Below are 21,047 nucleotides of genomic sequence, written 5' to 3'. Positions count from 1 at the left end.
TATTGATTCTGTGCATCGCGAAGCGTATTACTGAGGTAAACAGTAACAACTATTGTGTTCCTGACAGGGATTATAAGCAGACAAAAGATAAGAGAAAGGAACAGGCGGATAAAATGAATTATTTTGACTGTCATGTAGATACACTGACTGAAATTGTAAAACCAGGAGATACACTGGAAGAGAATTCCTGTGATCTGGACCTGAAGAGAATTGGAGATTTTGTAGAAAATTATACACAGATTTTTGCAATATGGAAGGATGCAGTTAAGCTGGACAAAGAAAATCCTGACAAAGATTTCCTGCGGATTTATAACCTTGCCATGGCTTATCTTGCAGAAGAAAATCGTAAGATTGCCCTTTGTCTGAGCGGAGAGGAAATGGAGAAAGCCTGCAGACAGAGAAAAGCAGCGGCATTTTTGTCGATTGAGGATATATCTATCATGGGTAAGTATGTGGAGAAGATCCGTGAGATGGGATTTCGTTTTGCAATGCTGACCTGGAATTATGAAAATGAATATGCCTGCGGAGCAACCGCAGATCAGACAAAAGGGCTGACATCCAGAGGCAAAAAAATGGTAAAAACCCTGACGGATCAGGAAATTGTCATGGATATTTCCCACCTGTCAGATCAGGGAGTAGAAGATCTGTTTCAACTGACAGACAGATCGGTAATGGCTTCTCACTCTGATATCAGAGAAGTATGGAATGCACCAAGAAATCTGCAAAAAGAACACTTGAAAGAACTGATCCGCAGAAAAGGAATCATAGGAATGAATTTCTTTGCCCCATTTGTAGGAGAGAAACCACAGATTTCTGATCTTATGAAGCATATGGATACAGTATTGGAGATGGGCGGAGAGGACTGCCTTGCTATTGGAAGTGACTTTGATGGATGCGACGGACTTTTCCCGGCAGGAATAGAAGGGGTTCAGTCTATTCCGTTTCTGAGAGAAGAACTTCTGAAACATGGCTTTACAGAAGAACTGACAGAGAAGATTTTCTATGGAAATGCACACAGATTTGTGATGGAAAATGTGAAATAAAATTGGAAAGGAAATAATACAAATGAGATTATTGATCGTACGACATGGAGACCCGGATTATTCTATTGATTCGCTTACTGAGAAGGGATGGAAGGAAGTAGAATATCTGTCAGAAAGACTGTCAAAACTTGACGTCAAAGATTTTTATGTTTCACCTCTTGGAAGAGCAAAGGACACGGCATCCCTTACATTAAAGAAGATGAACCGTACAGCAGTAGAATGTGACTGGCTCCAGGAATTTGATGTTCTGATCAACCGTCCGGACGTTTCTGACAGACAGAAAAGAGTATGGGACTGGCTGCCGCAGGACTGGACACAGGATGAACGTTTCTATCAGTACGATCACTGGTATGAAAATGAAAGATTACAGAAATCAGATGCAAAGGGTTATTATGACTATGTAACAGGAAAGTTTGATAAACTCCTGGCAGAGCATGGATATGTGCGAGAAGGACATTATTACAGAGTGGAGAAACCAAATGAAGATACACTGGTCTTCTTCTGCCATTTTGGTCTGGAATGTGTGCTTCTTGCTCATCTGATCGGTGCTTCTCCGATGGTACTGTGGCATGGATTTTGCGCAGCACCGAGCTCCGTGACAACTGTCAACACAGAGGAGAGAAGAGAGGGAATCGCAAGTTTTCGTATCAGTGCATTTGGTGATATTTCCCATTTATATGTGCATGAGGAACCGCCTGCATTTGCAGCAAGATTCTGCGAAATGTACAGTAATAAGGATGAGCGCCACGATTAACTAACCGGATTGGGTAAGTACCCATGTTTCAATTGCGAAAAGTAATAAGCAGCAGGTGAGGATAGAACGACAGAACTGAAAGGAAATATAGAATATTGATATCAAAGACAATGAAAGCAATTCTGCATGCGCTGTCATATGGAAATATCGAGCTGGAATCCTCCAGAAGAATGGCAGATCTGAAGCAACTGGATGCTATGCGGATTTTTGCAAAAAAGCTGGATGCCAGAGTTTATAATGGAGAACATGAGGTGCCACTCAGGATGTATTTTCCAACAGAAGAGGCAATGCAGGCGGGAATCGTAGAGGGAAATACGTTCCCGATTCTCTTGTTTTTCCATGGAGGTGGCTGGGTAACTGAGAGCGTGGAGAATTATGACCGTGTATGTGCCAGAATGGCACAGGCAACTGCGCATATTGTAGTCTCTGTTGAATACAGACTGGCACCGGAACATAAGTTTCCGATTCCTCTGGAGGATTGTTATGCAGCGGCGAAAGCACTTTATACCAATCAGCTGATCTTAAATACTGATCCGGAGAAAATCACGATCATCGGGGACAGTGCAGGAGGAAATCTGACAGCAGCAGTATGTCTGATGGCAAGAGACAAAGGTGAGTTTACACCACGCCGTCAGATACTGATCTATCCTGCACTTGGAAACTGTTATACAGAGGAATCTCCTTACAGATCCGTGCAGGAGAACGGTAGTGACTATCTTCTTACATCAGTAAAAATGGAAGATTATCTGAATCTTTATCAGAGTTCAGCAGAGGACAGACAGAATCCGTATTTTGCACCGATACTGGAGAAGGATCTGAGAAATTTGCCTGAAACATTAATTCTCACAGCAGAATATGATCCTTTGCGCGATGAGGGAGAAGTATATGGCAGAAAACTTCATGCTGCAGGAAATCATGTGGAGGTACACAGGATTTACGGAGCATTTCATGGATTTTTTGCGCTGGGAATCAAATTTCTGCATGTACAGGAGAGTTTTAAATATATTAACCAGTTTCTGAATAAGAGTTATGAGAAAATTCTACAGTAATCCCCGAGAAGATTGCTACAGGACAAAGAGGTAAGCAGAAACGAAAAAGAAGGCAGGAAAATTATGGATACAGGATACTCAAAATGGAGAAAACTGGATAATGCGGCGCTGGCATTTCCGCTGGTAACAGGAAAGAATGACACCAGAGTGTTTCGTTTCTATTGTCAGTTAAAGGAAGAAGTCAATGGGGAAATCCTTCAGGCAGCACTGGATCAGACAATGGAGAAATATCCATTGTTCCAGGCGGTTCTGAGAAAAGGGCTGTTCTGGTTTTATCTGGAGCACAGAGACATCAGGGCAGTGGTAAAGCCGGAGACGGAACCACCATGCAGCCGCTTATATATTCCGGATAAGAAATCCCTTTTATTTCAGGTGAGTTATGACAAAAACAGAATTAATTTTGAGGTGTTTCATGCATTGACAGATGGCACCGGAGCCATGCATTTCCTGCAGGAACTGGTTCAGGATTATCTGATCCTGGCACATCCACAGGCAGATCTTCCGCAGATTGAGCATGCAGAGGAAATTACACATGGAGATAAAGAAGAGGACAGCTTTTCTCAGTATTATTCTTCAGATATACCGAAAGATAAAGAGAAGAAAAAAGCCGCTGTTAAACTGAAAGGGGAGAAGCTGGTTCACTCAGATATGCATGTTACGGAGGTTGCTCTTTCTGTAAAAGATATCCACCGGAAAGCCCGCTCCTGTGGAGTTTCCATCACTGTTTTACTGACAGCAATGATGTTGTGTTCTATTCGGGAAGAGATTCCAAAGAATCAGCAGAAACGACCGGTAGCATTGATGATTCCGGTGAATCTGAGAAATTATTTTCCGTCTCAGTCTATGACAAATTTCTTTGGATGGATTGAGGTGGGATATATATTTTCTGATGAAACAACTTTTGAAGATGTACTTTTGTCTGTGAAGAAACAGTTCGAAGAAGAACTGGTAAAAGAAAAGATTGCCATGCATATGAGCGGATATGTGCGCATTGAGAAGAATCCTTTTGTACGTGCTGTTCCGTTGGAGATCAAGAAATATTTTCTGATGATCGGAGCCAATCTGGGAAGCAGGAGCATTACGGCAGTTTATTCTAATATCGGCATTATTCGTTTGCCGGAGGAGTATAAAGAATATATTCAGCATTTTGGGATTTTTGCAAGTACCAATTCTTTGCAGATGTGTTCCTGTTCTTATGGGGATGAGATGGTACTGGGATTTACTTCCAAGATACCGGATGACAGTATCCAGAGGAATTTCCAGCGGATGCTCGGCGAGGAGAATGTTTCCCACAGAGAATTAAAGAATGAATTTCCGGGATATGGAGAAAAGCACAGGCTTGAGAAAAAAGAAAATCAGAAGGTTATTCAGACTTTCAGCTTCCTGTGTCTGGCAATTGCGGTAATTTGCGGAATGATTAATTTTATGATGGCAGGTGTACTGAACTGGTTCTGGTTTGCAGGAGCAGGATGTGCCTGTGCATGGCTGGTTGTTATGGTAGCATATTATAAACGCAGGAATATTCTGAAGAATGAAATGTGGCAGCTTTTGCTCATATCAGTAATTGCGATCCTATGGGACCGGTTTACCGGATGGAAGGGCTGGTCTGTGGATTTTGTGATTCCTTTCGGGATATTGGCAGTGCAGTTTTCTGTTCCTGTGATCGCAAAAATAAACCGTCTGGAAAGGGAAGAATATCTGTTTTATCTTGTACAGGCCGGAATTGCAGGACTGATTCCGATGATATTGGTTTGGACTGGAATCGTGCAGTTTGCCGTACCTTCCGTAATCTGTGCCGGAATCAGTTTTCTGACATTGGCTGCACTGTTTATCTTCTGCAAGAAGGATACGATGCGGGAGTTTCATAAGAAACTGAGGATGTAGAAATATGGTCTTGACACACATGGGATAAAAGATTATACTTTATCCATGTAAAGAAAGGGGAGCTTGTGAGTGCAGGCTGAGAGGAAGTCATCAACTTCGACCCATATACCTGATTTGGATAATGCCAACGTAGGAACCTATAAGATATGATTTTAAAGGGAGATGACTGGCATCTCCTTTTTATTTATCTCATGCATTTGAAGAAATTCAGCTGTCCGGTAATCAATCTGTAATAAGTGAGAGAAAACCGGGGGCTTACAGGGAAATTTACATTATAACAGATGAATATGGGGAAAGATGAGAGTGAACAGAGTTCATGAAGGGGTGCACCACCGCGGGTGTATTCTTTTGTGGACTCTTTTTTATGTTGTAGAGGCCGGACCTTCTTTTCCCGGAAAGGAGAAAGTATGCTTATTACTGTTAATGGAAAAACAAAAGAATTGCAGAATACTCTTACAATAGGGCAATATCTGGAGGAAAACAGCTATGTGCCCAGCCAGATCGCAGTAGAATTAAATGAAAGAATTCTGTCAAAAGCCGAGTACAGCACTACTGTTTTACATGAAAATGACATACTGGAAATAGTCAGCTTCATGGGAGGTGGAAGATAAACAGGAATATCCTGATATCACATTATAATATACGAAAGAAGGACTTAAATTATGAGTACAAATAATGAAGACAAACTGATTCTGGGAGGTCATGAATTTACTTCCCGTTTTATTCTGGGATCCGGAAAATTTTCTCTGGATCTGGTGAAAGCATGTATTGAAAAGGCAGATGCGCAGATCATCACTCTGGCTCTGCGTCGTGCCAATGAAGGTGGACTGGCAAATATTCTGGACTATATTCCGAAAAATGTTACTCTTCTTCCCAATACTTCAGGTGCCAGAAATGCAGAAGAAGCAGTTCGTATTGCCAGACTTTCCAGAGAAATCGGATGCGGTGATTTCGTAAAGATCGAAGTGATCCATGATTCAAAATATCTGCTTCCGGATAACTATGAAACTGTTAAAGCTACAGAAATTCTTGCAAAAGAAGGATTTGTAGTAATGCCTTATATGTACCCGGATCTGAATGCAGCCAGAGATCTGGTAAATGCCGGAGCTGCCTGCATCATGCCGCTGGGTTCTCCGATCGGCTCTAATAAAGGTCTGTGCACTAAGGAATTTATCCAGATTTTGATTGACGAAATTGAGCTCCCAATCATTGTAGATGCAGGAATCGGACGTCCTTCTCAGGCGTGTGAAGCCATGGAGATGGGGGCATCTGCAGTTATGGCAAATACTGCGATTGCCACAGCAGGTGATGTGCAGATAATGGCTGAAGCATTTAAAAAAGCTATTGAAGCAGGACGAAGTGCATACCTTGCCGGACTGGGAAGAACCCTGGAAAAAGGTGCAAGCGCATCCTCTCCACTGACTGGTTTTCTTCATGAGTAATAAATAAAAAATCATTCTAAAATGAGATTTTTGATTATAGCAATCCTCGTAAATAATGCATTTAAGACAGTTCAGCAGCGTGCGAAAGACAAGGAAGATATCTGCAGGCGTGCTGACGCACGGCAAAGATATCTGACGCAGGATTTCACACTCTGATGGGCTGGATTAAGATGCATTATTTTAGAGGATTGCTATAACTGCGGAGTAGGTATTAATTTATAGGAAAACGAAAGTTGCCAAATGGTAATAAAGAGGAGAAAACATCAATGGAAACAACAGAAAAAAATATGGAACATGGTGAACACTTCAACGAAAGTATTGTCAATGAAGTGATTCTGGAAGATATGAAAAAGAACAGGATCGATCATATGAAATATCTTCCGGGAATGGAAGTACTGGAAGAATCAGACGTGATGGATCAGGTTATTTCTGCCATGAATGCTTACGATTATGATAAATATACAGAGGCAGATGTACGCAGGGCACTTGCTCATGATAACCGTACACCAGAGGATTTTCAGGCACTGCTGTCTCCGGCTGCATTGCCTCTTCTGGAGGAAATCGCACAGGCTGCGCAGAAAGAAACCAGGAAACATTTTGGGAACAGTGTGTATATGTTTACCCCTATTTATATTGCAAATTACTGTGAGAATTACTGTATTTACTGCGGATTTAACTGCCATAATAAGATCCGCAGAGCAAAGCTGAATGCAGAAGAGATTGATAAGGAAATGGCTGCTATCGCAAAGACAGGACTGCAGGAAATCCTGATTCTTACAGGAGAGAGCAGAGCAAAATCTGATGTAAAATATATCGGAGAAGCATGTAAGATTGCCCGGAAATATTTCAAAGTAATCGGACTTGAAGTTTATCCTATGAATTCAGATGAGTATGCACATCTCCATGAATGCGGAGCTGATTATGTAACGGTATTCCAGGAGACTTATAATTCAGATAAGTATGAAACTCTGCATCTTGCAGGGCACAAGCGTATATTTCCTTATCGTCTGAACGCACAGGAACGTGCTTTAAAGGGTGGTATGCGAGGAGTAGGATTTGCTGCACTTCTGGGACTGGATGATTTCCGTAAGGATGCTTTTGCCACCGGATATCATGCATATCTTTTGCAGAGAAAATATCCTCATGCAGAGATTGCATTTTCCTGTCCGAGACTTCGGCCGATCATCAACAATGACCGTATTAATCCTATGGATGTACATGAACCACAGCTGCTTCAGGTGGTCTGCGCCTATCGTCTGTTCATGCCATTTGCAAGCATTACAGTATCTACCAGAGAGTGTGAGCGTGTCCGCGATAACCTGGTTGGAATTGCTGCGACAAAGATTTCAGCAGGAGTCAGCACAGGAATCGGAAGTCATGTGGAGGATATCGAAGATAAAGGAGATGACCAGTTTGAGATTTCAGACGGAAGGTCTGTAGATGAAGTCTATAAGGCACTTTTGGATCATGATCTTCAGCCGGTTATGAATGATTATGTGTACCTCTAAAATGCAGAAAAATCCTTATGAAAATGTAATTGCAGTGACCAACCGCTCCCTGTGTCAACGTCCCTTTGCAGAACAGATCGAGCGTGTATGCAGCCTTCATCCGAAGGCGGTTATTCTGAGGGAAAAGGATCTGCCGGAGGAAGAATATTCTCGTCTGGCAGAGCAGATACTGGAAATCTGTAAGAGATATCAGGTTCCCTGTATATTACATACCTATGTAAACGTAGCAGAAAAACTGCATCATCCATACATTCATCTGCCAATGTTTCTGTTGGAAAAATATGAGGGAAAGCTTGGAGGTTTCCGGCAGATCGGAAGTTCGGTCCACTCTGTAGAAGATGCATTGAAAGCAGAAAGTCTGGGAGCTGATTATCTTACGGCAGGACATATTTATACAACTGACTGTAAAAAAGGACTTCCACCCAGAGGACTGGAATTTCTGGAGAATGTCTGTAAAGCAGTAAAGATTCCTGTATATGCCATAGGAGGGATACATCCGGGAACAGGACAGTTAAATGAGATTATGGAACATGGTTCAGCCGGTGGATGTATTATGTCAGATATGATGAAGATATAGTAAATAAAAAGCCGTATTTCAACAATCAAACATGTTGAAATACGGCTTTTATAAAAGCATCATTCATCAAAAATAGTAACAATTTCACCATCCAGAATACGGTTTGTATTCTTTACGGCACAGAAGTTTCCGCACATACTGCAGGTGTCTTCTTTCTCAGGTTTGGCCTCTGCGCGGTAGCGTCTTGCTTTCTCAGGATCCATGCTGAGTTTGAACATTTCTTCCCAGTCAAGACGTTTTCTCGCTTCGCTCATCTTATAATCCCATTCTGCGGCACCGGGAACTCCTTTGGCAATATCAGCAGCATGAGCAGCAATTTTGGCAGCAATAATTCCCTCTTTTACATCAGCTGCATTTGGCAGACGAAGATGTTCTGCAGGTGTTACATAGCAGAGGAAAGCAGCACCTGAATAAGCAGCAATCGCACCGCCGATTGCGGAAGTAATGTGGTCATATCCGGGAGCAACATCTGTTACAAGCGGTCCAAGTACATAGAAAGGAGCGCCATGGCAAAGAGTTTTCTGGATCTCCATATTAGCTGCGATCTGGTTCAGCGGCATGTGGCCAGGTCCCTCGATCATAACCTGAACATCCTTTTCCCATGCACGTTTGGTAAGCTCACCGAGAGTGATCAGCTCTTCAATCTGTGCAGTATCAGTTGCATCTGCAATACATCCGGGACGACATGCATCTCCCAGACTTAAAGTGATATCATACTCTCTGCAGATATCAAGAATTTCATCAAAATGTTCATAGAACGGGTTCTCTTTTCCTGTCATTTCCATCCATGCGAACATAATAGAACCACCTCTGGAAACAATGTTCATGAGACGTTTATTCTGTTTGAAACGTGCTGCGGTTGCACGATTCATACCGCAGTGGATAGTCATAAAATCCACGCCGTCTTCTGCATGCATACGTACGATATCAATCCACTCTTCAGAAGTAATCTTGCCAAGTGCTTTGTGATAATATACTACTGCGTCGTAGATCGGAACAGTACCGATCATTGCCGGACATTCGGATGTAAGTTTGCGGCGGAAGCTTCTGGTATCTCCGTAGGAGCTGAGATCCATGATGGCTTCTGCACCCATTTCTACTGCTGAATGTACCTTTTCATATTCCATATCAACGTCTTTCCAGTCTCTGGAAACACCTAAATTTACATTGATCTTGGTGGTCAGCTTTGCACCGACACCGCTCGGACTGATGCTCTTGTGATTTTTGTTGCAGGGAATAATTACCTGTCCTTTTGCAATCAGTTCTCTTAATTCTTCCACGTCAAAGTGTTCTTTTTCTGCTACGATTTCCATCTGTGGTGTGATGATTCCCTGACGTGCCGCGTCCATCTGCGTTGTATACTGTGTCATTTTTTCCTCCTTGCCCTGCACTGTGGGCTCTTAATTGCTGCACATAGTAATAGATAAACAGCAATATTAAATGAACTGCGCCTCCTGCATATAGCAGGGACTTGCACCTGCGCATATTCGTAAGTTTTTAAGTAAACTACTGGTGTGACAGAGAGTGGTGCCCCCGGTCTGTCGTGGCAATATTTTATTGCCTTTCAGGCGTGTGAAATCATTTGCCTGACTATTTATCCGCAATTAAAACAGGGGGGAGATAATATGATATGTCCGTTCAGAGTAAAAGGAAAACTGCAATACGCCAACAAGCATATTGCAGTGTGGAAGAACTATAACTTTCCCTACGTTGGCATTATCCAAATCAGGTAATGGGTTAAAGCGATACAGCTTACTCTCAGCCCGTTTACACAAGCACCCCTTGTCTCAATTACAATCAGTGTATCACTTAGATATGGGAAAGTCAATATAAAATTTTGGCTACGTCATTGATAACGTAGCCGGATTTATGCAATTGCTATGGATAACTATGGTCAGACTAAGGACATATTATAGGCTTTGGAATCAGAATGCCATACTTTGTTTTTCACTTTTTTATTGGCAATTACCTTAATGCCATACTTGGTATTCTTTTTCATTCCGGTGAGTGTAAAGAAATTGGAAGTTGTTGTTTTTACTTTTTTGAAAGAACTGCTTCCCGGATATTTTATGTAAATACTGTAATTGTCTGCACCGGCAGTTCTGTTCCATTTTACGCTCATGGAGCTGTTGGTATTGCCTGCTTTCTGAAGAGTGATGACATTGGAAATATATCTGTCCGTAGAGGTTGAACTTACATACCGTTTATTTCCCAGAACCAGATAAGGGTAAATCTTCACCTGATAAAATGTATTGCCGGATATTGGAATGGTAAAGGAATATCTGGTATTAAAATATTTAGTTATAAGTTTGTGGGCTGCAGAACTCTGGTATACAACCTTATAACCTGTAATGGAGTTTGAAGGGTTTACAGTCTGCATATTGAAGGTATATCTGCCGGTTGATGCATAGGAAGATTTAATCTTTACCTTTGAATAAAGCGTGGTACATCCCACAGTACGGGAAGAAATCGCAATGCCGGATGAATTCAGTGCTGTGATTTTAATAACATAAGCAGTTCCTGCTTTTAGCTTATTGATCTTAGCTTTGTTGTGGGTATTGCCAATATAGCCGAGAAAACGATAGGAAGAGGAACTTAAAGGGCTGATATTGACAGCATATTTGGAAGCATTGGTAACAGGGTTCCACTGAATAGTTACAGAATTCTCGGAAGCTGCTGTCTGTCTGATTCCGGGCTGGGCGGTAAGAGAAGCGCAGGCATTCTGTGCATCGGATGATTCAATGGCAGGTGTGTCAGAATCGTCACTTTGAGCCAGTTCCACAGATTGTTCAGCGGGTGCCAGCTGTGCTGTGGCTGCGAATACAGAGGAAGCGGACGATAACGTGAGAACAGCACTGAGTGCAATACTCACAAAGAATTTTTTAAAACTTCTTGCTTTCATAGTAAAACCTCCTTTTGAAGTGCAAAACGAGAGAAAAAAATCGTTTTGCAGATAGTACACCGAAGTGTGTCTGAGCAGATTTAAATAATAAAAAAGCTCCGTTAATGTTTGATTTATTGTAACATAACGGAGCTGAATTTCTGTAATTTGTCGTTGCGGGTAGTGGTTACTCATCCCATCCGTCATACATACGGATATTGACCTGAATATTTCTTACAATATCTCCCTCCAGCAGATCCAGATCGGATTCATCGGAAATTGCAGGGAGATCCATTTCATCTTCCATTACTTCTGCATAAATCCAGTTATAAGCAGCCTCGTTTGCATTATCGATCGCATCGTCGAGAGTGTCGCCTTCAGCTTCACAACAGGCAAGATCCGGAAAAAATGCTTTATATCTGCCTTCTTCATTTTTGCGGAAAACCGCAGGATATATAAATTTCATTGGTAAGAACCCCTTTCTGCTTTACGTTTATACTTAGAATAGTATATAATACATTCATATATTCATCAAGAAAAAAAAGAGTTATTAGTAACGTTACTGAGAACGGGGTGAACAGTAACATTGGTAACAGAAGGATAAGGGGTTATATAGTATGCTGACAATAGAAATGGATAATTTTGACCTGGGGCAGATCTGCAGATCCGGGCAGTGCTTTCGGATGGATCAGATCGGTGATGACCGTTACCGGGTGATTGCGGGAGATAAATATCTGGAACTGACTCAGGAGAGAGGAATTGTCAATTTCTTTTGTCCGGAAGAAGATTTCATTTTCTTCTGGATCCGGTATTTTGATCTGGATTGTGATTACAGTGAATATATAAACATGATCAATCCAAGGGATAAATATCTGACAGCAGCAGGAGAGATGGGAAGCGGAATCCGCATTCTGCAGCAGGATCTGTGGGAGATGATTATTTCATTCCTGATCTCTCAACAGAATAATATTACAAGAATAAAGAAGTGTATTGAAAATATCAGCCGGGAATTTGGAGTAAGAAAAACAAGCAGCACAGGTGCAGAATATTATGCGTTTCCGACTGCAGAGGCACTGGCTTTGGCAACGGAAGAACAGCTTCGGGAGTGCAATCTGGGATACAGAGCAAAATATGTTCTGGATACAGCCAGAAAAGTCTGTTTCGGAGATATTTCACTTGACAGTCTGCATGATATGACTTATAAAGCTGCACGAAAAGAACTTCTGGGACTGTACGGAGTTGGTGAGAAAGTAGCTGACTGTATCTGTCTTTTCGGATTGCATCAGCTGGATGCATTTCCTGTAGATACTCACATCCGCCAGGCATTGGATGCCCATTATAAACGGGGATTTCCAAACAGACGTTATAAGGGCTGCCGGGGCGTGATGCAGCAGTATATATTTTATTATGAACTGATGAAGTAACAATTCTGCAGATAACGATGGAATAGTTATTTGATGAAGGTCAGAAAACAAAGAGGAGGAATGTTATTATGGAAATCGGAGCAATGTTAGACGAATTAAGAGAAAAAGCGCTGAAAGACCGTAACATCTGGCAGGAACTGATGGACACCAGAAAGGCAGAACAGCCGCTTGCCGCTTTCTGCGCGAAGTGTCGGGAACTGGGATATCAGATTTATGAGATGGATATGATCACAGCCGGAGAAGAATTTTATGCTACCATGCGAAGAAGTACCAACGGTGGAGGTGAAAACTCTCCGAAGCTTGCAGGGGAAGACGATTTCTATGAACTTTTCTTCGCAAGCCTTGAGGAGCACATTTAGGCAAATAAGAAAGTCCTCATCTGCTGAGCTAGAGCATTTTTCAAACACGCTCTGGTTAAAGAAACACAGAGATGGGGATTTTCTTTGGGATAATGTGTATAATGGTATGGATTATTTTGGTTATATGTGTATAAAGTAATTATTCCTGGCTGTCTACACCATTTTTTTCACAGATATCATTCAGACAGCACCTGTCACAGTAAGGTTTAGTGCGTGCTGTACAGACATCGCGGCCATGATTGACCAGGCGGTGACAGAGATCATTGCCTTCTTCGGGCGGAATGATTTTCCATAAAGCCATTTCTACTTTCTTAGGTTCTTTCATATTATCGACCAGACCGATGCGGTTGGAGAGACGGATGCAATGGGTATCTGTCACGATCGCCGGTTTGCCGAATACATCTCCCATAATCAGATTGGCACTCTTTCTTCCAACTCCGGGAAGCTTCAGCAGAGCATCAAAATCCCCGGGAACATTGTCATGATACTGTTCGTGGAGGATTTTCATGCAGGCACTGATATCTCTTGCTTTACTCTTACCCAGACCACAGGGACGTACGATTGCTTCGATATCTGCAACATCTGCATTTGCAAGAGCTTCTACAGTAGGAAACTTTGCATACAGATCCTGTACAACTACATTTACTCTTGCATCTGTACACTGTGCAGCCAGACGCACACTTACCAGTAATTTCCATGCATTATCATAATCCAGAGTGCAGTCTGCATCAGGATATTCCTTTTTTAACCGTTCAATGACCTCGAGAGCCAGTTCCTGTTTTGTCATAAGTGTTCTATCTCCATTCTGCTGATATTTTATATTTGTTTTTCCTCAGGTGTATTTGAAAAATTATTCTCACAAATTGTGACACACATCTTGCGAAAAGCTTTTTTCAAACACGCTCTTTTATTTCAGATGAGTTACTGTTTACTCTGTTCTCAGTAACCATATGACACTATAATAACACAAACAACACCCTCTTGCATTTCCAATTTCCCTATATTAAAATAAAACTAACCATTGTAAACAAGAGGGAAAAGAATGAAGGTACGAATGTATAATGTAGGTTTCGGAGACTGCTTCTGTCTCCGGGACAGAAAGAAGAGTCTGCTGGTAGATTTCGGAACAAATAACAGCAGGATAGAGGGGCGCCCCAGAAGAGAAATATTTGATGTGATCATCTCAGATCTGTCTACGATCAAGAGTAAAAATCTGCTCCTGACACATTTTCATATGGATCATCTGTCAGGGCTTCTTTATATGATGAAGAAAAAAGATATTTCTGTTGACTTTGGGAAAATTTATCTTCCCGATGTTTTTTCAAAAAAAGAAATGAGCAGAACACTGGTGCTGCTGCTTCTGGCAGATTTGTTAAAAGAATCCGGATTGCCAAGCCGTCAGGTCAGCCTGTTTGCACTGGTGGATGCACTTCTGGAGAATAAACAGAACGTGGAACTGTTAAGCAGGGGAAAACTGTTTGAAAACAAATATCAGGCACTCTGGCCGGATACAGATGTAATCCGGAAGGAGACGGACGAAGTCTATAACAGAATCTGTGAAGACGGGAAATTTAAAGAAGTAATGGATGTCCTGCTTGAATTTGCAGAGAAACTGAGACTGATCGTATGGTCTATGACTGCTGAAGGCAATAAACCGGCGGAAACTGTGGAAAAAGAAACAGATTTAACAGCATCTGAGCTGACAGAACAGCCGGAGGTTCGTCAGAAAATTATCCGGGCATATGTGTATGAGCGTGAATTTCGCAGAATCAAAGCACTTCCTGATTTTAAGAAACTGCTGGCATGGCTGAATGAGAATCAGATAAATCTGCGGCAGTTCAAGCATAAGATCAGTATTGTGTTCCAGAATGCCAGAGACGGAGAATTAAATCTTTTGTTTACCGGGGATGCACAGCCTGAGCATCTGAAAATGATCGCAGAGAACTATGATGGAAAATTGCCATTATACGAACATTACTGGTGTATCAAGGTGCCCCATCATGGAACACAGGGACATTATTTTGATTTCTCTCAGTATGAACCTGAAAATATGCTGATCTCTAATGGAATCCATTTTGCCAACAGCAAGAAAGAGTCAAAAGAACTCCGTACTTCACCGCTCTATGGAGGCTTGTTTTATATCCCGGATACTCATATGTACTGTTCAAACTGTGACTGCTGCGACAGTTACGAGAACGGATGTTCCTGTAAGGAGGCGGATGTTATCTCTCCTGCTTATTACAAGGATATATAAAGCGGTATATTTTGCTCGGATTCGGTTGCCGTAGTTATAGTCTGATATGAATTAACACAGTGGGAGATTTTTATGATCTGATAAACATAAAACAGCAGACATTGTATATTCCATCGAATATACAATGTCTGCTGTTTGTTTTTTACAGAATTTATATGATCACAAATTTTATTGGATTATTTTGCCGGTGTCAGGTGCCAGATATCGTTGTTGTACTGTTCGATAGTTCTGTCAGAAGAGAAGAATCCGGCTTTTGCAATATTAACCAGCATCTTCTTTGCCCATGTTTTTCTGTCTGCGTAATCAGCCAGTGCCTGATCTTTCTTCTCAACATAATCGTTGAAGTCAAGCAGTGTCATGAACCAGTCTTTGCTTACCAGTTCGTGGTGCAGTCTTTCGAGATTTTCTTTGTGGCCAAGTGCCAGCATCTTTTCACTTACAATGAAGTCAACACATTCCTTGATGCGTTTGTCATTTTCATAAATATCTCTGGAGCAGTAGTCAGCTTTCTCGTAATGTTCGATAACTTTCTCACTGGATTCACCGAAGATATAGATGTTATCTTCACCAACCAGTTCGCTGATCTCAACATTAGCGCCATCCATAGTTCCCAGAGTAACGGCACCGTTCAGCATGAACTTCATGTTACCTGTACCACTTGCTTCTTTGGAAGCCAGGGAGATCTGCTCAGAAATATCGCATGCAGGGAATAATTTTTCGGCTGCGGATACATTGTAGTTTTCAACCATAACAAGCTTCATGTATGGTGCAACTTCCGAATCATCTTTGATGAGATCCTGAAGTGTGAGCAGAAGATGAATGATATCCTTTGCAATCACATAAGCAGGAGCTGCTTTTGCACCAAAGATAAAGGTTACAGGCTGAGATGGTTTTTTGCCACCCTTAATCTCCAGATATTTGCTGATGATGTACAGAGCATTTAACTGCTGGCGTTTGTACTCATGGAGACGTTTGATCTGGATATCATAGATGCTGTTCTCATTAATTTCAACACCTGTGTTAGAGAGGATAAATTCTTTACAGGTTTTCTTAGCTTCTGTTTTGATCTCAAGAAGCTTGTTCAGAACTGCCTCATCATCCTTATATTTCAGGAGATTTTCCAGAGCAGTTGCATTTGTTTTAAACTCATCACCGATCAGAGAGGTAATATAGTCTGTCAGTGGATGATTGCAGTGCATTAACCAGCGGCGGAATGTGATACCGTTAGTTTTGTTGTTGAATTTCTCCGGATAAATATCATAGAAAGCTTTCAGCTCGCTTGTTTTCAGGATTTCTGTATGCAGGGCAGCAACACCGTTGATGGAGAATCCATAGTGGATATCCATATGTGCCATGTGAACCAGGTTGTTCTTGTCGATGATGGCTACATTTTCCTGAGGATATTTTGCTTTGATCTTTTCATCCAGCTTTTCGATGATTGGTACAAGGTGAGGAACTACATCAAGAAGGTAGTCCATTGGCCATTTTTCCAGAGCCTCTGCAAGGATAGTATGGTTTGTGTAAGCACATACTTTGGATACGATTTCAGCAGCTTCATCAAAGGCGATTCCACGTTCTGTCAGGAGACGGATCAGTTCAGGAATGATCATACTTGGGTGAGTATCGTTGATCTGGATCACTGCGTAGTCTGCAAGGTCATGCAGATTGCAGCCTTTCTTTGTTGCCTCGTCAAGAATGAACTGTGCAGCATTGGATACCATGAAGTACTGCTGGAAGATACGGAGTTTACGTCCGTCATCATCGCTGTCATCCGGATACAGGAACAGTGTCAGGTTGTGAAGGATGTCCTTTTTGTTAAAGGAAATTCCATCGTGAACCATAGATTCGTCTGCCAGATCGATGTCAAATAAGTGCAGATGAATGGATTTGTTATTGTAGCCTGCAACGTCGATATCGTACAGGGAAGATTTTAGTGAGAATCCGCGGAACGGTACAGTATAGGAAACACCTGCAGGTGTGAGCCAGCTGTGTTTTTCAATCCATGGGTTCGGAGTTTCTTTCTGAAGTCTGTTCTCAAAGAGCTGTTTGAAAAGACCCAGATGATAATTCAGACCAATACCTTCGCCCGGAAGACCGAGAGTTGCGATGGAATCCAGGAAGCATGCTGCCAGACGTCCAAGACCACCGTTTCCAAGAGATGGTTCCGGTTCAACTTCTTCGATGTCAGCGATGGCTTTTCCATTCTCTTTTAAGAATGCAGCAACATCATCATAGATTCCCAGATTGATCAGGTTGTTGGATAATAATTTACCGATCAGGAATTCTGCGGAAATGTAATAGATTTTCTTCTTTCCATTCTGATAGCCTTTTTCAAAGAGCTGATTTTTTGTATAGATTAATAATGCGTTGTAAATTTCTTCATTTGTGCACTGGCGTGCATTTTTCTTATACAGGTCATAGATGAGCTTTTCTAAATTTTCCATCGTAATCTCCCTTTCTGAAATAAATATGTGTTTTTTATGAGTTAGATTGCTTATTTTTTTAGGTTTGAATAGTGTATTGTTTTGGGTTATATCAGTAAGAGAAGTTCTCTTGCTGACATCTATAACTATATCAGCAGTCTATTCAAAAAAATACAACAAAATTGCGATTTTATGACAGGTTTCTGCGAAACTTGTGAGGGGACATTCCGGTTGCCTGCTGGAACTTCTTGATGAAATAGCTGGTGTTGTTGAAACCTACTTCCAGTGCGATCTCTGTGACAGAGGAGTCGGAATGCAGAAGCAGAGGCTTTGCTTTTTCAATGCGCAGGTCATTGATGTAGGCAATCAGAGTCTTGCCGGTATATTGCTTAAACAGTTTCATAAAGTAGTATTCGCTGTAATTGGAGAGCGCAGTGAGCTCTGCCGCGGTCAGTGACTGTGAATAATTGAGGTTGATGTAGTCCAGGATCTTTTTAATAGAAGCAAGACTTTTGTTCTCTTCCTTATCTGCGGGAGTGATGTAATTTCCCATGAGCATTTCGTAGAAAAAGCTGAAGAACAAAGCTTTTAATTTTACGAAATAATATGGCTTTTTTTCTTTATGGCAGGCATGGATCCTGTCAAAAAGCTGGCAGATATTTTTATAGTTGCTGTCTGACGGAGAAATAATATGCGTGAATTCCGCCTGATTTTCCATCAGCAGAGAAATGACACGTTCCTGACATAGATCACCTGCAGGACCAGACAGGAAGCTCAGATCAAACACAATACTTCTGAAATAAAGGATATTCTTCATATCTGTTTTTATGCCATGAAGAACTCCGCGGTTTACGATGATTAGATTGCCGGTTTTGACGCGGAGTATTTCTTTATTCAGACGTACCAGACCACTGCCAGATTCAATATAGATCAGTTCCATCTCATCATGCCAGTGGTTATAGAGAGAATGGAAGATCTCGCAGTTGTCGGTGTATGTTTCTATAGGAAGTTCGAATGAGCCGTGAGTGCTTCGCTCTTTCAGGGTGTCGTCGACTTCGATTGGGGGAGTTGGCATGGAAAGAGTCTCCTTTAGTAAAATGTTTAAATAAAAATAGTATTATGATATTATTTAATGAAAAGGTATAGTGTCACAATAAAATTCGTAATTTTTATCAATATTCAAATCACAATGTTTAGTGAAACCAATTCCAATGTCGACATTATATTCTGATATTTCATCAATATCTTTCAGATCTTTTTGTAGACTTTCTATTCTTAAAATTTTTTTTGCCTTATCTTTTATGGCGTATAAATAATCATTTTTTTTAAGTAAACTTCCTTTATTGTTTATACCAATTATATGGTGATCATATACTTCAATGGGCTTTCCGATAAAATATAATTTCCCATGATTATATTTTGTATTGAATAGGGATAAAATCAATATTTCTAATATTGATTTTGATAAATAATGTATATACTCAATATATTCATTATCAATGTCAGAAAAACTTATTCTATTTTCGACCCATCCATGAGCAACATTATTTCGTTCATCAACTATTTTTATATAAATGTTAAATAATTTTTTTGAATTTCTAGCAACTAAATTGGAATAATTTTCCTTGCTATAGTCATTATGTTGCATTTGATAATTTTTAAAAATATAACAATTAGCTATAGATTTTTCAAAATCTGGTATTCCTAAATCATTGGCTAATTCTGAAATTTGTTCAATCTTAAGATTGCCAGAATGAGAAAGAATAAGTTTTTGATTATTGGTAAAACCTGTTTTAGGATTTTCAAAAGCATAAAAGGCATTTTTTATAGCTTGTACATTTGTTAAATCATAGTTCTTATATCTTTGGGGATTAGTAAGAAAATCCCCTAGTTTTTTAATGTGTTTTTCTTTTAATTTATCAGGTAGATTATCATATGTATCGACTATGCTATAAAGTTCATTGCAATAAGTACTAAAAATATTGTCTATATATTGTTCAAAACATCCATATATGCTTATTATGACTGCATTATATTGAATAGGAGAAGCAATTACCTTTTTTATTATGCGGCTATAGTCAATGGTTTTAGGAAAGCTATTTAAAGTTGCTTGGTCGGTAATTTGATTTTCTATCTCACTAATCATATTTTTTTGTAATTCAATACTTTGTATATATGTTTGGATGTATTCTAATTGTTCTTCTAATTTTTGATATTGTAGTTGTAAGTTTATCATGATTGTTGAAGGATTATTTCTTTTAAAAGTTCATGAAAAAGTTCAGTTCTATTTTTTATATCTGATTTACCTTGTTTTTTTCCATCAAATGCATCAGAATATTTACAATAAAATGATTGCAAGTATTCTATATTATTATCAATATTCATTTGTTGTGGACAAGAATCTAATTGGCTTAAAGCTAACATTAGTGGATCATATATCATCTTTTGTGGAGATGTCCATGCATATTTTCCGCGAATAATAGTATATTGGCAAAAGGCTTTTTCTGCAAAGAAATTATCAGCCATTTTAATTGCTTTTTCGAAAGTGTTTGATAATAATTGAAGCTGTTCAGAAGTATACTGGTTTCCTTGTCGTAAACATAAATCCATAAAAAGAGATAGTTTTCCGCTAAAATTATCTATGTGGCGCATTGAAAAATAACGCAAAACTAATTCTACATCATACATTCTTTTATATAGCTTGTTTTTTGCATATGCCAAAGCATCATCATAACTTTCTAAAAATTCATCAGAAACAGATTCTATATCCGGAGTTATGAGCCATAATTTTCTAAAAGAACTATTTTTAGAAAGTGCAAAGCATAAATCATTGAATGGTCCATCATATAATGCATTTCGTATTTCTTGATCTTCTAGTGTAACTCCGCCAGTATTCAATCTCTCGAAAACCATCTTTTTCATGGTTTCCTCTTGGGCGAGGTTTTTGCTAGATTCTTTTAAGAGCGTAATAACAGATAATTGGCGTCGATCAATTCCTTCTTTTATTTTTTGAGGTAATTGGCTATATTTTCTTCCGTTCAATTCTGACCATTCAAGCAATCCTTCAAGTTCATATTTGTCATTATAAAAGTCAATAACTGCAGTAATTCGCTGAAGTCCGTCCATAACTTGATATTGATTAAATTCAGTTTCATAAACGAATACAGGGGGAACAGGTACATTCATAATAAAAGACTCAATTAATTTAGAGCGTTTTTGTGAATCCCAAGTAATTCGTCTTTGATATTTGGGTTTCAGCTGATAATTTGCGGAGTTAAAAACGCCTGTTACAAGGGAAAGCTTAATAGCACCCTGTTCTGTGATGATTCTAGCTTCGCCCTTTTCATACTTCTCATTAATAGCGTCATCAGATAATTTCATAGAGTTTCCTTTTTGAAAGATTAAAATATTTTTTTCAAAATTAAACAATTCCATTGTTTTTATCTCCT

19 protein-coding genes and 2 riboswitches are annotated in these 21,047 nt (G+C 40.1%); of the genes, 11 read left to right on the top strand and 8 right to left on the bottom strand.

Annotated elements, in window-relative coordinates; genetic code table 11:
• Window positions 1–2: 2 nt before the first annotated feature.
• From LJE12_RS02885 to LJE12_RS02850, 8 genes are all read left to right on the top strand, one after another.
• Window positions 3–1,043 carry a dipeptidase gene (locus tag LJE12_RS02885; RefSeq protein ID WP_227292043.1) on the top strand — a complete coding sequence of 347 codons (1,041 nt, stop codon included), beginning with the start codon at window positions 3–5 and terminating at the stop codon, window positions 1,041–1,043.
• A gap of 22 nt (window positions 1,044–1,065) precedes the next feature.
• A complete protein-coding gene (locus tag LJE12_RS02880; RefSeq protein WP_227292042.1) occupies window positions 1,066–1,797 on the top strand; it encodes a histidine phosphatase family protein in 732 nt (243 codons plus the stop codon).
• A gap of 110 nt (window positions 1,798–1,907) precedes the next feature.
• Entirely contained in the window at window positions 1,908–2,846 is a 939-nt protein-coding gene (locus tag LJE12_RS02875) for an alpha/beta hydrolase (protein ID WP_227292081.1), read from the top strand.
• Window positions 2,847–2,909: 63 nt separating this feature from the next.
• Window positions 2,910–4,730 carry a DUF6320 domain-containing protein gene (locus LJE12_RS02870; protein WP_020993275.1) on the top strand — a complete coding sequence of 607 codons (1,821 nt, stop codon included), beginning with the start codon at window positions 2,910–2,912 and terminating at the stop codon, window positions 4,728–4,730.
• 45 nt (window positions 4,731–4,775) lie between these two features.
• A riboswitch (TPP riboswitch) is annotated at window positions 4,776–4,884 on the top strand.
• A gap of 253 nt (window positions 4,885–5,137) precedes the next feature.
• On the top strand, window positions 5,138–5,341 hold the full coding sequence (gene thiS, locus LJE12_RS02865) for a sulfur carrier protein ThiS (protein WP_008707075.1): 204 nt from the start codon (window positions 5,138–5,140) through the stop codon (window positions 5,339–5,341).
• A gap of 51 nt (window positions 5,342–5,392) precedes the next feature.
• On the top strand, window positions 5,393–6,172 hold the full coding sequence (locus LJE12_RS02860; RefSeq protein WP_008707074.1) for a thiazole synthase: 780 nt from the start codon (window positions 5,393–5,395) through the stop codon (window positions 6,170–6,172).
• Between the two features lie 266 nt (window positions 6,173–6,438).
• The gene (gene thiH / locus LJE12_RS02855; protein ID WP_008707072.1) at window positions 6,439–7,680 is read left to right on the top strand and encodes a 2-iminoacetate synthase ThiH; all 1,242 of its coding nucleotides are present in this window, start codon (window positions 6,439–6,441) and stop codon (window positions 7,678–7,680) included.
• A complete protein-coding gene (locus tag LJE12_RS02850) occupies window positions 7,661–8,257 on the top strand; it encodes a thiamine phosphate synthase (protein ID WP_195981583.1) in 597 nt (198 codons plus the stop codon). Before thiH ends, LJE12_RS02850 begins: the two co-directional genes overlap by 20 nt.
• A 59-nt stretch (window positions 8,258–8,316) precedes the next feature.
• Here the strand turns inward: LJE12_RS02850 and thiC are convergent, their stop codons facing one another.
• The 3 genes from thiC to LJE12_RS02835 all read right to left on the bottom strand — a co-directional run bounded on the left by thiC (window position 8,317) and on the right by LJE12_RS02835 (window position 11,604).
• On the bottom strand, window positions 8,317–9,627 hold the full coding sequence (thiC, locus tag LJE12_RS02845) for a phosphomethylpyrimidine synthase ThiC (protein ID WP_008707069.1): 1,311 nt from the start codon (window positions 9,625–9,627) through the stop codon (window positions 8,317–8,319).
• 314 nt (window positions 9,628–9,941) lie between these two features.
• A riboswitch (TPP riboswitch) is annotated at window positions 9,942–10,050 on the bottom strand.
• Between the two features lie 101 nt (window positions 10,051–10,151).
• Entirely contained in the window at window positions 10,152–11,159 is a 1,008-nt protein-coding gene (locus LJE12_RS02840; RefSeq protein WP_182438113.1) for a fibronectin type III domain-containing protein, read from the bottom strand.
• 166 nt (window positions 11,160–11,325) lie between these two features.
• Window positions 11,326–11,604, bottom strand: a complete 279-nt coding sequence (locus LJE12_RS02835) for a type II toxin-antitoxin system HicB family antitoxin (protein WP_008707065.1) — start codon at window positions 11,602–11,604, stop codon at window positions 11,326–11,328.
• 151 nt (window positions 11,605–11,755) lie between these two features.
• Between LJE12_RS02835 and LJE12_RS02830 the strand changes: the two genes are divergently transcribed.
• Together LJE12_RS02830 and LJE12_RS02825 are read left to right on the top strand one after the other, a co-directional pair.
• Window positions 11,756–12,562, top strand: a complete 807-nt coding sequence (locus LJE12_RS02830) for a DNA-3-methyladenine glycosylase family protein (RefSeq protein WP_025580648.1) — start codon at window positions 11,756–11,758, stop codon at window positions 12,560–12,562.
• A 68-nt stretch (window positions 12,563–12,630) separates the two neighbouring features.
• Window positions 12,631–12,921, top strand: coding sequence for a hypothetical protein (locus tag LJE12_RS02825; protein ID WP_008707062.1), 291 nt, complete (start codon window positions 12,631–12,633; stop codon window positions 12,919–12,921).
• Window positions 12,922–13,060: 139 nt separating this feature from the next.
• Here the strand turns inward: LJE12_RS02825 and LJE12_RS02820 are convergent, their stop codons facing one another.
• The gene (locus LJE12_RS02820) at window positions 13,061–13,708 is read right to left on the bottom strand and encodes an endonuclease III domain-containing protein (RefSeq protein ID WP_025579857.1); all 648 of its coding nucleotides are present in this window, start codon (window positions 13,706–13,708) and stop codon (window positions 13,061–13,063) included.
• Window positions 13,709–13,963: 255 nt separating this feature from the next.
• Here LJE12_RS02820 and LJE12_RS02815 point away from each other — a divergent pair, with 255 nt between their 5' ends.
• Window positions 13,964–15,175 (top strand): MBL fold metallo-hydrolase, encoded by a 1,212-nt coding sequence (locus LJE12_RS02815; protein ID WP_008707060.1) that lies wholly within the window; start codon window positions 13,964–13,966, stop codon window positions 15,173–15,175.
• Window positions 15,176–15,351: 176 nt separating this feature from the next.
• Here the strand turns inward: LJE12_RS02815 and LJE12_RS02810 are convergent, their stop codons facing one another.
• The 4 genes from LJE12_RS02810 to LJE12_RS02795 form a co-directional block, all read right to left on the bottom strand.
• The gene (locus tag LJE12_RS02810) at window positions 15,352–17,619 is read right to left on the bottom strand and encodes a glycogen/starch/alpha-glucan phosphorylase (RefSeq protein WP_227292040.1); all 2,268 of its coding nucleotides are present in this window, start codon (window positions 17,617–17,619) and stop codon (window positions 15,352–15,354) included.
• 169 nt (window positions 17,620–17,788) lie between these two features.
• Entirely contained in the window at window positions 17,789–18,673 is an 885-nt protein-coding gene (locus LJE12_RS02805) for an AraC family transcriptional regulator (RefSeq protein WP_227292038.1), read from the bottom strand.
• Between the two features lie 54 nt (window positions 18,674–18,727).
• Window positions 18,728–19,834, bottom strand: a complete 1,107-nt coding sequence (locus LJE12_RS02800) for an MAE_28990/MAE_18760 family HEPN-like nuclease (protein WP_227292037.1) — start codon at window positions 19,832–19,834, stop codon at window positions 18,728–18,730.
• Window positions 19,831–21,033, bottom strand: a complete 1,203-nt coding sequence (locus LJE12_RS02795; protein ID WP_227292034.1) for a DUF262 domain-containing protein — start codon at window positions 21,031–21,033, stop codon at window positions 19,831–19,833. The genes LJE12_RS02800 and LJE12_RS02795 overlap by 4 nt, the downstream gene beginning before the upstream one ends.
• Window positions 21,034–21,047 lie beyond the last annotated feature (14 nt).

This window comes from Blautia sp. DFI.6.71, from assembly GCF_020593585.1.
Lineage (GTDB): Bacteria > Bacillota > Clostridia > Lachnospirales > Lachnospiraceae > Blautia_A > Blautia_A wexlerae.
The sequence above is the reverse complement of the archived record's forward strand: the minus strand, read 5'-3'. Positions and strand labels throughout refer to the sequence as shown.